Source organism: Rhizobium sp. Leaf306, assembly GCF_001423425.1.
GTDB lineage: Bacteria > Pseudomonadota > Alphaproteobacteria > Rhizobiales > Rhizobiaceae > Neorhizobium > Neorhizobium soli.
The window spans coordinates 297,950-309,736 of record NZ_LMNX01000004.1 but is presented as its reverse complement, the minus strand read 5'-3'; the positions used below and the strand labels follow the sequence as shown (position 1 = coordinate 309,736).

General features: G+C 60.6%; 12 protein-coding genes. 8 read left to right on the top strand and 4 right to left on the bottom strand.

Annotated elements, in window-relative coordinates; genetic code table 11:
• The first annotated feature begins 13 nt into the window (after positions 1–13).
• The 6 genes from ASG19_RS19600 (at position 14) to ASG19_RS19575 (ending at position 6,077) form a co-directional block, all read left to right on the top strand.
• Positions 14–1,540: an ABC transporter substrate-binding protein gene (locus ASG19_RS19600; protein WP_062461323.1), complete on the top strand. Its 1,527-nt coding sequence runs from the start codon at positions 14–16 to the stop codon at positions 1,538–1,540.
• A gap of 282 nt (positions 1,541–1,822) precedes the next feature.
• A complete protein-coding gene (locus ASG19_RS19595) occupies positions 1,823–2,773 on the top strand; it encodes an ABC transporter permease (protein WP_062461318.1) in 951 nt (316 codons plus the stop codon).
• Positions 2,770–3,588 (top strand): ABC transporter permease, encoded by an 819-nt coding sequence (locus ASG19_RS19590; RefSeq protein WP_062461315.1) that lies wholly within the window; start codon positions 2,770–2,772, stop codon positions 3,586–3,588. Before ASG19_RS19595 ends, ASG19_RS19590 begins: the two co-directional genes overlap by 4 nt.
• A gap of 32 nt (positions 3,589–3,620) precedes the next feature.
• The gene (locus ASG19_RS19585; protein WP_062461312.1) at positions 3,621–5,018 is read left to right on the top strand and encodes an amidase; all 1,398 of its coding nucleotides are present in this window, start codon (positions 3,621–3,623) and stop codon (positions 5,016–5,018) included.
• Positions 5,019–5,274: 256 nt separating this feature from the next.
• Entirely contained in the window at positions 5,275–5,625 is a 351-nt protein-coding gene (locus tag ASG19_RS19580; protein ID WP_062461311.1) for a DUF883 family protein, read from the top strand.
• 5 nt (positions 5,626–5,630) lie between these two features.
• Positions 5,631–6,077, top strand: a complete 447-nt coding sequence (locus ASG19_RS19575; protein ID WP_113469344.1) for a hypothetical protein — start codon at positions 5,631–5,633, stop codon at positions 6,075–6,077.
• A 237-nt stretch (positions 6,078–6,314) separates the two neighbouring features.
• Here ASG19_RS19575 and ASG19_RS19570 read toward each other — a convergent pair whose 3' ends face one another.
• Positions 6,315–6,881, bottom strand: a complete 567-nt coding sequence (locus ASG19_RS19570; protein WP_062461307.1) for an RNA polymerase sigma factor — start codon at positions 6,879–6,881, stop codon at positions 6,315–6,317.
• Positions 6,878–7,060 (bottom strand): NepR family anti-sigma factor, encoded by a 183-nt coding sequence (locus ASG19_RS19565; protein WP_062461941.1) that lies wholly within the window; start codon positions 7,058–7,060, stop codon positions 6,878–6,880. The genes ASG19_RS19570 and ASG19_RS19565 overlap by 4 nt, the downstream gene beginning before the upstream one ends.
• Positions 7,061–7,228: 168 nt before the next feature.
• Here ASG19_RS19565 and ASG19_RS19560 point away from each other — a divergent pair, with 168 nt between their 5' ends.
• The gene (locus ASG19_RS19560; RefSeq protein WP_062461304.1) at positions 7,229–8,023 is read left to right on the top strand and encodes a response regulator; all 795 of its coding nucleotides are present in this window, start codon (positions 7,229–7,231) and stop codon (positions 8,021–8,023) included.
• Positions 8,024–8,404: 381 nt separating this feature from the next.
• Positions 8,405–9,346, top strand: coding sequence for a sensor histidine kinase (locus tag ASG19_RS19555; RefSeq protein ID WP_244474087.1), 942 nt, complete (start codon positions 8,405–8,407; stop codon positions 9,344–9,346).
• Between the two features lie 414 nt (positions 9,347–9,760).
• Here ASG19_RS19555 and ASG19_RS19545 read toward each other — a convergent pair whose 3' ends face one another.
• Complete coding sequence (locus tag ASG19_RS19545; RefSeq protein ID WP_062461293.1) at positions 9,761–10,687, bottom strand: ABC transporter permease; 927 nt, start codon at positions 10,685–10,687, stop codon at positions 9,761–9,763.
• Complete coding sequence (locus ASG19_RS19540; protein ID WP_062461290.1) at positions 10,680–11,690, bottom strand: ABC transporter permease; 1,011 nt, start codon at positions 11,688–11,690, stop codon at positions 10,680–10,682. The genes ASG19_RS19545 and ASG19_RS19540 overlap by 8 nt, the downstream gene beginning before the upstream one ends.
• Between the last annotated feature and the right edge of the window lie 97 nt (positions 11,691–11,787).

Sequence of the window (11,787 nt, the reverse complement as noted above, 5' to 3'; positions counted from 1 at the left end):
GGGGAACAATGCCATGAAGACGGTTGCTGGTTGGGGTGTGTTTTCGCGCCGGAGCGTGATTGCGGCGTCTGTTGCGCTTGGCCTTGCCGCCTCGATGGGAAGCGGGGCGTTTGCCGCAGCAAAGACGTCGGTCACGATCGGCATGACGATCGAACCCATCGGTCTCGATCCGACGATTGCCGCCCCTGTGGCGATCGGCCAGGTGAGCTGGCAGAATATCTTTGAGGGCCTGACGACGGTAGACAGCGCCGGCAAGGTGCAGCCGCAGCTTGCGGAAAGCTGGGAGATTTCCCCGGATGGGAAGACCTATACGTTCAAGCTGCGCCAGGGCGTGACCTTCCACAACGGCGTCGCCTTCGACTCGTCGGTTGCGAAATTCACGATCGACCGGGCTCGCGGCGCCGACAGCGTCAATCCGCAGAAGCGCTATTTCGCCTCGATCGAGACAGTGGAGACGCCCGATGCCGCAACGCTGGTGCTGAAGCTGAAGCAGCCGGCGGGCAGCCTGCTCTACTGGCTCGGCTGGCCGGCATCTGTCATGGTCGAGCCGAAATCCGCTGCCGACAACAAGACCACGCCGGTCGGCACCGGTCCGTTCAAGTTCGTGTCCTGGCAGAAGGGCTCGAAGGTCGATCTGGCGAAGAATGCGGAATACTGGAACAAGTCCGTTTCGGTGAAGATCGAGACAGCGGTTTTCCGGTTCATCGCCGATCCGCAGGCGCAGGCAGCAGCGCTGAAGGCCGGCGATGTCGACGCGTTTCCGGAATTCGGCGCGCCGGAACTGGTCTCCTCCTTCGAGGGTGACAAGAAGCTCACGACTGTGATCGGCAATACCGAGCTCAAGGTCGTGGCTGGCATGAACAATTCGCGCAAGCCATTCGACGACAAGAAGGTTCGCCAAGCGCTGATGATGGCGGTGGATCGTGCGACCGTTGTCGAAGGTGCATGGTCGGGTTACGGCACGCCGATCGGCAGCCACTACACGCCCAACGACCGCGGCTTCAAGGACTTGACCGGCGTTTACCCCTACGACGCCGAAAAGGCGAAGGCGCTTTTGAGCGAGGCCGGATATCCGAACGGCTTCTCCTTCACCATGAAGGCGCCGCAGATGGCTTATGCGCAGCGCTCGTCGCAGATCCTGCAGGCGATGTTTGCCGAAATCGGCGTCACGATGAACATCGAGACGACCGAGTTTCCCGCAAAATGGGTATCGGACGTGCTGAAAGCCGGCGACTACGACATGACCATCGTTGCCCATGCGGAGCCGATGGACATCGATATCTACGCCCGCGACCCCTATTACTTTCACTACAAGAACCCCGCCTTCAACGAGATCCTCGCCAAGGTCGAGGCGACGGCCGATCCTGCGGAACAGGACAAGCTCTACGGCGAGGCGCAGACGATCCTGGCAGAGGACGTCCCGGCACTGTTCCTGTTCGTAATGCCGAAGCTCGGCATATGGGACGCGAAGCTGAAGGGGCTGTGGGAGAACGAGCCGATCCCATCGAACGTGCTGACCGAGGTGTTCTGGGAAGAATGACGATGCGTCTCGCCGTGATCTGCGCCGGTGACGTTTCCGACAACGCGAGAGGCGTTAAGCTTTGCGATGAGGTGGCCTTGGAAAAGATGGGGCTTAATCGCGGATGACTGAAATCCCCCTCTGGCCTGCCGGCCATCTCCCCCACAAGGGGGGAGAAGGTATGCGGCACCCGATTGCCTCGATCGTGGCCCGGCGGTTCGGCTGGGTTAAGCCCTCCCCCTTGCGGGGAGGGTGGGGAGGGGCGACTGGCGTAGGCATGGTGGATGTTGGAGGGTGCGGCCCATGATCTCCATCCTTATCCGCCGCATCCTGTCGCTCATCGTCACGCTTCTCGTCGTGTCGCTGCTGATCTTCGTCGTCATGGATCTCTTGCCGGGTGATCCCGCGGCGATTGTGCTGGGGACGTCAGCAAGCCCGGAAACGCTGGCGGCGCTCAGAACCCAGATGGGGCTCGATCAGCCCCTGCCGGTGCGTTATCTCGCCTGGTTATGGGGTGTTTTTCAGGGCGATCTCGGGCAGTCCTATACCTATGGCGTGCCGGTCGCGGGGCTGATCGCGGAGCGGCTGACGGTGACGCTGCCGTTGGCGCTGATGGCGGTTCTGATGTCGGTCGGAATTGCCGTGCCACTCGGCGTGCAGGCCGCGAAAAAGCATAACGGCATGTTCGACGCCGTTGTCGGCGCAGTCTCTTACGTCAGTATCGCGGTGCCGGCCTTCTGGGTGGGGCTGCTGTCGATCATCCTGTTTTCGACGCTGCTCGGCTGGATGCCGGCAGGTGGATTCCCGGGCTGGGACGCGGGGCTGCTGGCCGGGTTGCAGGCGTTGCTGCTGCCAGCGATCGCGCTGGCGCTGCCGCAGGCGGGCGTGTTGACACGCGTTGCGCGGGCCGCGGTGCTGGACGTGATGAACGAGGATTATGTGCGCACCGCCCGCGCCAAGGGGCTGGGCGAGGGGGCGGCACTCTGGCGCCATGCGGTGCCGAATGCGCTTGTGCCTGTGGTGACGATGATCGGCATGCAGTTCACCTTCCTGATTGCCGGTGCAGTGCTGGTCGAAAACGTCTTCAACCTGCCGGGTCTGGGAAGGCTTGCCTACCAGTCGCTGGCGCAGCGTGACATCGTGGTCATGCAGGACGTCGTCCTGTTTTTCTCAGCCCTTGTCATCGTCGTCAATTTCCTCGTCGACCTTCTTTACCTGGTGATCGATCCGCGGCTGAGGGTGGGGGTGAGATGAGGCAACTTCTGCGCCGTCCCATTCTTCTGGCCGGGCTTGTCGTGACGCTGTTCCTGTTTCTGGTGGCGTTGCTTTCGCTGGTCTGGACGCCTTATCCGCCGTCGAAGATGAACATCGTCCACAAGCTGAAGCCGCCATTCGAATTCGGCCTGCTCGGGACCGACCAGTTCGGACGCGATGTCGCTTCCGCGCTGATGGTCGGCGCCTGGAATTCGCTGTCTACGGCGCTGCTTGCGGTGGCGATCGGCGCCACGATCGGCACGGCGGTCGGCACCGTGGTGGCGATGCGGCGCGGCTGGGTCGAACAGATCGTGATGCGCGGCTGCGACATCATCTTCGCGGTTCCGCCGATCCTGTCGGCGATGATGCTCGGCGCCTTTATCGGATCCGGCCGGTTCACGGCGGTCATCGCTATTGCCACGTTCATGGTGCCCGTCTTCGCACGCCTCACGCTGGCCGCGGCCCGGCAGATCTGGACGCGCGACTATGTGGCGGCGGCTGTCGGCATGGGGCGTTCGAAGCTGAAGATCACGTTCGTCCACATCCTGCCCAATATTTCGAACCAGATCATCGTGCAGGTGACGATCCAGCTCGGTCTCGCGATCCTGACCGAGGCGGGGCTTTCCTATCTCGGGCTCGGCATGCCGCCGCCGAACCCGACCTGGGGGCGGATGCTTGCGGATTCGCAGACGTTCCTTGGGCAGGCGCCTTGGCTCGCCTTGATGCCGGGGCTGGCGATCGCGATCGCGGTTCTGGGCCTCAACATGCTCGGCGATGGTCTGCGCGACCTTCTCGATCCGCGCTCGACACCCTGATTTTAAACGACGACCTGAGTGAAAGACTTTTCATGAACGCCCTTTTGAAACTGACGATCCGGGACATTCTTTCTCTTTATGCGCAGAAGAAGCTTTCGCCGCTGGAATACTGGGAGGTGGTCGAGGCACGGGTTGCGGCGTTCGAACACCAAGTTCAGGCGCTCTACCTCTACGATCCGGAAAGCGCACGGCAACAGGCGAAAGCGTCCACCGAGCGCTGGGCGAAGGGCGAGACGCTTGGGATGCTCGACGGCATTCCGGTGACGATCAAGGAACTGATCGCCACGAAAGGGCATCCGGTGCCGCTCGGGTCCGCCGCGACGGAGCTGACGGCGGCGGCCAGCGATGCGCCCGCCGCTGCACGGCTGCGCGAGGACGGCGCGGTGATCTTCGCAAAGACCACTTGTCCCGATTACGGCATGCTGTCGTCAGGTCTTTCCAGCTTTCACCCTTTGAGCCGCAATCCCTGGGACCTGACGCAGAACCCCGGCGGATCCAGCGCCGGCGCCGCGTCTGCTGCGGCTTCGAGCTTCGGACCCCTGCATATCGGCACCGATATCGGCGGTTCGATCCGGCTGCCGGCCGGCTGGACGGGGCTTTTCGGCTTCAAGCCCAGCCAGGGCCGCATTCCGGTCGATCCGTTCTTTGTCGGGCGCTGTGCCGGCCCGATGACGCGGACGGTGGAAGACAGTGCGATCGCCATGGCGACCCTGTCGCGCCCCGACTGGCGCGACGCGTCATCGCTGCCGCCCAACGCCTTCGACTGGGTGGATCTCGACATCGACGTCAGGGGGATGAAGATCGGGCTTATGCTGGATGCGGGCATCGGGATCTCTCTCGACGACGAGGTCCGCGCGGCGGTGACGGCTGCGGCAAAGCGGTTCGAGGCGGCGGGGGCCGAGATCGTGGAGGTTTCGCCCGTCATGACGCGGACGATGCTGGACGGGCTCGACAGTTTCTGGCGGGCGCGGTTCTGGGGCGATATCGAGACGATGCCGGACGAGCGCAAGGCGCAGATCCTGCCCTACATCTTCGAATGGGCAAAGGGCGGGGCTTCGGTTTCCGGCGTCGAGGCGGTGCGCGGTTTCAACCAGACGAACGAGATGCGCAAAGCCTGTGCGAGACTCTTCTCCGGCGTCGATGCGGTTTTGTCGCCGACCAACCCGATCGTCTCCTATCCGGCCGACTGGGCATCGCCGACCAACGATCCTCTGAAACCGTTCGAGCATATCGGCTACACGGTGCCGTGGAACATGTCGGAGCAGCCGGCCGCCTCGATCAACTGCGGTTTCTCCCGCAGCGGAATGCCAATCGGGCTGCAGATCGTCGGGCCCCGGTTCGCAGACTTGCTCGTTCTGAAGCTGTCGCATGCGTTTGAGCAGTGGACCGGCGGCGTGACCAACTGGCCAGAGCCGAGACTTACGCCCTGATCTGCCCGTCCAGTGAAGGTCCGAGCGCAAAAATCGGCGATGGAACCTTCACGGTTTCGCCGCGTTTCATTTTGGCAGACGAATGCGTGCACTTTGCGTCTGGTGGAGTATGATGTGCGAGAGGCATCCTTTCGAACACGACCGGGCCTGATATCCCGATCTTCGCCTAGCCTCACAGTTTGCATGTCGTTTGAACCTTTCCGCAAAGCCCGCGCCTTCCGCGCGGCGCCAAGATCCGTAGAAACAGGAGATCTCCATGGCCGCAGCTACTTCCACGAATGCCGAAATTGCACGCGCTCGCACCGCCGCCGGTGCTGCTACGACGTCTGACATCGAAGCGCAGCTGCAGCAGCTCCGCGAAGATATCTCGTCGCTTGCCAAGACCGTCGGCGCCGTCGGCAGCAGCACGGCGAGTGAAGTGAAGGGCAAGGCCCGTCGCGCCGCATCCGATGCGACCGATGCGTCCATGCAGATGGTTGAAGCTGCCCGCGAGCAGGCGATCTCGTTCGAGCGCGACCTGGAAGCGAAGATCCGCAAGGCACCGATCCAGTCGATCGCGATCGCAGCCGGCGTTGGCTTCGTCTTCGCTCTTCTGTCGCGTCGCTAAAGATGATGGGCCTTGGTCCCCTTATCGCTTCGTTTGCCGCGATGGATATCGCGGCATTTACGGAGCGGCTGAAGCGCAACATCATGCTGTATGGGCTCGCTGCACTTTTCGTGCTGACGGCCTATGTGCTGGGCGTTGCGGCACTTGCCGTTCATCTGTCGCAGTTCTGGGGCCTTCCCATAGCGCTTCTGGTGGTTGCAGGCGGCGCATTGCTGCTGGCCGTGATTTTCTACCTTTCGGTGACGCTCACCGCGAGAGCGGAAGTCAAGCGCAAGAAGCAGGCAGTGGCCGCCAATAGCGGCAAGACGCTGGCTTTGACGGCAGCACTCACAGCGGTTCCGCTTCTTCTGAAGTCGAAGCCCCTGATGTTTGCATCGATCGCGGGGGGCCTCGGCTTCCTCGCCCTGAGCGGTGGCAGGACGCGTCGTCGCTTTACAAATCCTGGAGAGTAACACCAGCCGTTACTCGTCTTTCGATCATCGAGCTGCCGGACAAGGTCCGGCAGCTTTTTTTGTGTCTTGTCGGATTGTCATGAGGCTCTGGTCGACGCTCGCGCGGAGCGAAGGGATGCGTGCTATTCAGAATTCTGCAAACACGGGGAAGGGCAGTTGTCTGGCGCTACGCGAACCACACAAAAACGCCGCCCGTGAAGGCGGCGTCTATGAGTTTACATGTACTTCGCTGAACGTTCAGCCGCCGAAGGCGCGGGACGTGATGGCTGCGTCACCGGCATCCGGGCCATAATCGACCTCGCCGGATACGCCAAGCAGTTCCTGTAGGCGTGTACGGGCGCGCGAGACACGGCTTTTGATCGTGCCAACAGCGCAGCCGCAGATCTCTGCGGCTTCCTCATAGGCAAACCCTGCGGCGCCGACGAGAACAATCGCTTCACGCTGATCGTCCGGAAGCTTGTCGAGCGCTGCACGAAAATCCTGCAGATCGAGGCGACCATACTGTTCGGGGTGCACGGAAAAGCGTTCGGAAAACAGGCCGTCGCTGTCTTGCACTTCGCGGCCACGCTTGCGCATCTGGCTGTAGAATTCGTTGCGCAGAATCGTGAACAGCCAGGCCCGCATGTTGGTGCCGGCCGTAAAGCTCTTCTGGTTCGCCCACGCCTTCATGATCGTATCCTGGACAAGATCATCGGCCTTGTCGTGACGACCGGTCAGCGAGACGGCAAAAGCGCGTAGGTTCGGCAGCGATGCCAAAAGGTCGCGCTTGAAAATGCGATCGTCGTTGTCTTCTTCCTTGCTCATTTCGCATCCACCGACTTGGCGTTGCGCTCGGCATGGTCGAGCCGTTCGAGCAGATCGAGGAAGCGATCGGGGATACCCTCCTCCTGGACTGCGTCATAAAATTCACGCAGTTTGCGAGAGATCGAGGCGTTGGGAGACACTGACCCAGGCCTTGCTTCTTGAGATTGGCTTGTTGTCATGTCATCTTTTTTTGTGTTGTCGTCACTCATCACTCAAATGGCCTGTTCGATATCGTCACCTCACAATTCGCGGATCGAAAAAAAGTTCCACCCTTGCGGAACTTTTTTTAAGTACCCACGTTATTAGTCCGTCAATTGCCCTCATTGGGTCCCGGGGAGTATTTTTTTATGTCACTGACCTCACGCGTTGCGTCTCATCTTCCATATCTGCGCCGCTATGCGCGGGCCGTTACCGGATCGCAGACATCGGGAGACGCCTATGTCGCGGCGGTCCTCGAGGCCCTGATCGCGGACGTCTCCATCTTTCCGGAGTCGTCTAAGGATCGTGTATCGCTTTACAAACTGTTTGTCGCAATTTTTGGTTCCACTTCAATCGAGATCCGGCCGATCGACTCGCCGTTTGCTTGGGAACAGCGCGCAGCGGCTAACCTTTCGAACCTTCCGTCGCAGTCCCGTCATGCCTTCCTTCTGATTTCGGTCGAAGGCTTCACGATCGAGGAAGCGGCTGAGGTTCTCGATATCAGCGTTGGTGAAGTGAACAAGCTTCTCGATGAAGCCTCGCGCGAAATTTCCCGCCAGGTCGCGACCGATATCATGATCATCGAAGACGAGCCGCTGATCGCGCTCGACATCGAGCAGATGGTACAGGACCTTGGTCACCGCGTCACGGGTATCGCCCGTACCCACAAGGAAGCGGTATCGCTGTTCCAGACATCGCAGCCGAAGATGGTTCTCGCCGATATCCAGCTGGCGGACGGAAGCTCCGGCATCGACGCGGTCAACGAGATCCTGAAGTCCTCCAATGTCCCTGTGATCTTCATCACGGCATTCCCGGAGCGTCTGCTGACCGGCGAGCGGCCTGAGCCTGCTTTCCTCGTCACCAAGCCTTTCAATCCGGATATGGTGAAGGCTCTGATCAGCCAGGCCTTGTTCTTCAATGACGCGGTTAAGGCTGCTGCCTGATCTATCTGCCATCGATCGATTTTAGGCAGGAACAAACCCCAAAGAGAGGCGTTCTGGGATATCGGAACGCCCCGCTTGCTTTCCCGTTATGATGCCGAGCGATGTCTGCCCTTGATTTAAAGCGTCCGTGGGATACTTACCTGCGGATATTGAAAAAGAGATTTGGCCTGGTTGGTACGTCTCGTTAGAGCTAAGGATTACCAAAGGGTTGGGTTGTTTCGACAAGACCGACACTTTATAAGATTTTGAACTTGAATGAGTTGCGGAAGTCTATATTCAGACTTCCGTTCGCCTGGAAGTCGCAACGGAGTTTACCAAGTGACGCATCCGCTGACATGGCAGCAAGCTGGTCAGAGTGATGACAAGTTGCGTGAGTTTTTCATGCCAGCGCTGATTGATCTCGGCGCATGCATCATTATCCAGGACACCCAGCAGAATTACCTTCTCGTTGCCAACCTGCCTCAGGTCTGGTCGCTTCAAGGCGTGGATGCGCCAAGCGATGCAAGCCTGTTCGGCGACGACGTGGCTGCGAAACTCCACACGCTGAAATCGGAAATGACTGAGCTTGGCCGCAAAGGCCATATCGAGGTCACGGCGGGTTCGGACCAGGTCTTCGAATTCCGCGTCCAGGCCGTCGGCGTCGAAGGCGGGAACCTGCATCTGGTCACCACGATCAATGACCGGTCGGAAGAGCGGCATCGTGAGCGGTTGCTCCGGGCCTTGCTGCGCGAAGTCAGTCACCGCTCCAAGAACCTGCTTGCGATCATCCAGAGCATCGCGCTGCAGACGGCGCGCTATTCAGGGTCGCTCGATCTTTTCCTGCACAAGTTCCGGGGGCGGCTCTATTCGCTGTCGCAGAGTCAGGACCTGATCACCGATTCGAGTTGGCGCGGCGCCTATCTGTTCGATCTGGTTCAACAACAGACCGAAAAGTATCTTCCCGACAACAAGCATCTCGTCCGCATGGGCGGTGACAACGTGCTGCTGACGCCCAATGCATCGCTGCATGTGGGGCTGGCACTGCACGAGCTGGTGGTCAACGCCGTCAGTCACGGCTCCGTCATGCGCAGCCGCCTGCCGATCGAAGTGGCGGCCAACCGGGTGCACGTGGATGGGCATGACGTTCTTGAGATCGTCTGGGACGAGGCGTTGATAGAAAACGACAGTGTCGACGTCAGCGAGGATGGGATGCGTTCGCATTTCGGCAGCACCGTTCTCGAACGGGTGGTACCTGCGTCCGTCAACGGCAAGGCACGATATGTGATCTCCAACGATCGCATTCAGTACCGCCTGAGCTTTCCGCTCGAAGGCGCCAGCGACTGAAGGTCGGGCCTACCAATTCCCCACGTGACGCGAAGGCCCGATGATCGAAGCATCGGGCTGTTCGCGAACGTCGAGCCACCGGGATAGCCCCATGCGGGGTTCGTTGCTCGGCGCCATGTTTTCACGTCACAAGGGAACAAGTCGTGCCGGCGATACCGGCGGCCCAAAACGGAGCTGGCTCGGTTCCACTAGGGAGCCGAGCCAGTTCTTCTCTTCGAGGGGGATTGAAGAGTATGTCCGAAGGCTCTTTGTAGGGCGGGGGACGGGGGGTCGCCTTCAGACATCAGTAGAACGGGCGTCCGGGAATAAGGTTCCGGCAGATTTTCAAAAAATCGAAGAAAAAATGAGAGCGGACGACGCAACGGAAAACGGCGGCTTTCGCCGCCGTTCCGGGTCGTATCTGAAGCGCTGAAATCAGCGCTTCAGGGTTCTTGGATCGAGCGCATCGCGGATTGCATCGCCCATGTAGTTGACGCTCAGAACCGTTGCAGAAATCGCAAGGCCTGGCCACAGCACGCGTGATGGCGTCAGCTGCAGGAAGTTGGCGCCGTCAAACAGCAATCGTCCCCAGGTCGGGAAATCCGACGGGAAGCCGAGGCCGAGGAAGGAAAGCGACGATTCCGTGATGATGGCTGAGGCAATGCCGAGCGTCGCAGACACCATGATCGAGGACAGGACGTTGGGCAGGATATGCCTCAGCACGATCCGGTATTCCCGCATGCCGCTCGATTTCGCGGCCAGGATGAATTCCTGGCTTTTGACCGCAAGCACATCGCCACGCACGATACGTGCCGTGTGCATCCAGCTCGTGACGCCGATGACGACCACGATCAGGATGAAGATGCCGGTCTCCGGTCCGAAGGCTGCGCGCAGCGTATCGCGGAACAGAAGCAGGATCACGAGCAGAAGCGGCAGAAGCGGCAGGGCCAGGAACAGGTCCGTCAACCGCATCAACGGCCCATCGAGCCTGCGGAAGTAGCCCGAGAGGACGCCCACCAGCGTGCCGAGGAAGAGCGCGAGCAGCATGGCGGTGATGCCGACCGCAAGCGAGATGCGGCCGCCGGCCAGAACCTGGGCCAGCATGTCCTTGCCGAGATTGTCGGTGCCGAACGGATGCGCCAGCGATGGCCACTGGTTCTTCTCGCGGATGTTCAGCTGGTTCGGCGCGACCCTGTGGATATAGGGACCGACATAGACGGCGAGCACGATGAAGGTGAAGACGATGAGGCCGGCGACGCCGCCCTTGTGCGCCCGGAACTGCCGCCACATGTCGGCGAACGCGGAGCGGGTCGGCGATGACGCCTTGGCGGGTGCGGGGTTTGCGATTGTCGCGTCAGTCATACCGGATCCTCGGGTCAAGAATGCCGTAGAGAACGTCGGCGATCAGGTTGAAGAGTACGATCAGCACCGCAAAAATGAAGGTCAGTGTCTGAACGAGAGGAATATCGGCGCCCTGGACGGCGACGATCAGCAATTGCCCCAGCCCGTTCACGCGAAAGATCTGTTCGGTGATGATGGCGCCGGAAAAGATGGTGGGGACGCCGAGCGCAATGACAGTCACGACCGGGATCAGGCTGTTGCGCAGCACGTGGACGAGCAGCACGACGTTTTCCTTGACGCCCTTGGCGCGGGCGGTGCGGACATAGTCCTGATGCAGGTTGTCGAGCATGGAGGCGCGCACGAAGCGGGTGATCTGGGACGCATTGTAGAGCGCCAGAACCGCGACCGGCATGGCCATCTGCTTTGCCTGCGCAACGAAGGTGGCAAAGTTCGTGACCTGCAGATTGGTGTCGTAGACCGACGGGAACCACTGGAGGTAGGACGAGAAGATGACGATCAGAAGCACGCCGGTGAAGAAGGTCGGCACCGAATAGCCGACCATCGAGACGAAGGTGCCGACCTGGTCGAAGATCGAATACTGCTTGTAGGCGGAGATGACGCCGATCGGAACGGCGATCAGAATGCCGAACAGATAGGCGAGGCCAACGACCCAGAGCGTCTGCGGCAGGCGCTGGACGATGAGATCAACGACAGGGCTGCGCGTTGCCCAGGAGAGGACACGCATGCGCTGCCCATCGCCGAACTGCCAGCCTGTGAGGCGTTCGAGAATATTCAGCGGCTCGTTGATGAAGAACTGTTGCAGCCAGTAGAGATAGCGCATGAAAAACGGCTGATCCATGCCGAGCGAGGCGCGGATCTGTTCGCGGACTTCCGGCGGGATCGTCAGAGGCAGGTCGCCGGTCGGATCGTTTGGTGCCAGATCGAGCAACGCGAAAATGACGAAGCTGATGACCAGCAGGGTCGGTATTGCGAAGAACAATCGTCGCAACGTGTATGTGAACATGTACGAATTACTCCAGACGACGCCGGATCATGCCGCATAGTGCGGTGATAGGGCGCGAAGTCCTGATGTGCCGCATCGGATCTTCCCGAGCCCGAAG

What these genes read in the sequence shown, in the direction of transcription:
- ASG19_RS19540 (WP_062461290.1), bottom strand. Translation starts at nt 11,690, where the DNA reads ATGTTCACATACACGTTGCGACGATTGTTCTTCGCAATACCGACCCTG.
- ASG19_RS19590 (WP_062461315.1), top strand. Translation starts at nt 2,770, where the DNA reads ATGAGGCAACTTCTGCGCCGTCCCATTCTTCTGGCCGGGCTTGTCGTG.
- ASG19_RS19585 (WP_062461312.1), top strand. Translation starts at nt 3,621, where the DNA reads ATGAACGCCCTTTTGAAACTGACGATCCGGGACATTCTTTCTCTTTAT.
- ASG19_RS19575 (WP_113469344.1), top strand. Translation starts at nt 5,631, where the DNA reads ATGGGCCTTGGTCCCCTTATCGCTTCGTTTGCCGCGATGGATATCGCG.
- ASG19_RS19595 (WP_062461318.1), top strand. Translation starts at nt 1,823, where the DNA reads ATGATCTCCATCCTTATCCGCCGCATCCTGTCGCTCATCGTCACGCTT.
- ASG19_RS19545 (WP_062461293.1), bottom strand. Translation starts at nt 10,687, where the DNA reads ATGACTGACGCGACAATCGCAAACCCCGCACCCGCCAAGGCGTCATCG.
- ASG19_RS19570 (WP_062461307.1), bottom strand. Translation starts at nt 6,881, where the DNA reads ATGAGCAAGGAAGAAGACAACGACGATCGCATTTTCAAGCGCGACCTT.
- ASG19_RS19600 (WP_062461323.1), top strand. Translation starts at nt 14, where the DNA reads ATGAAGACGGTTGCTGGTTGGGGTGTGTTTTCGCGCCGGAGCGTGATT.
- ASG19_RS19565 (WP_062461941.1), bottom strand. Translation starts at nt 7,060, where the DNA reads ATGACAACAAGCCAATCTCAAGAAGCAAGGCCTGGGTCAGTGTCTCCC.
- ASG19_RS19560 (WP_062461304.1), top strand. Translation starts at nt 7,229, where the DNA reads ATGTCACTGACCTCACGCGTTGCGTCTCATCTTCCATATCTGCGCCGC.
- ASG19_RS19555 (WP_244474087.1), top strand. Translation starts at nt 8,405, where the DNA reads ATGCCAGCGCTGATTGATCTCGGCGCATGCATCATTATCCAGGACACC.
- ASG19_RS19580 (WP_062461311.1), top strand. Translation starts at nt 5,275, where the DNA reads ATGGCCGCAGCTACTTCCACGAATGCCGAAATTGCACGCGCTCGCACC.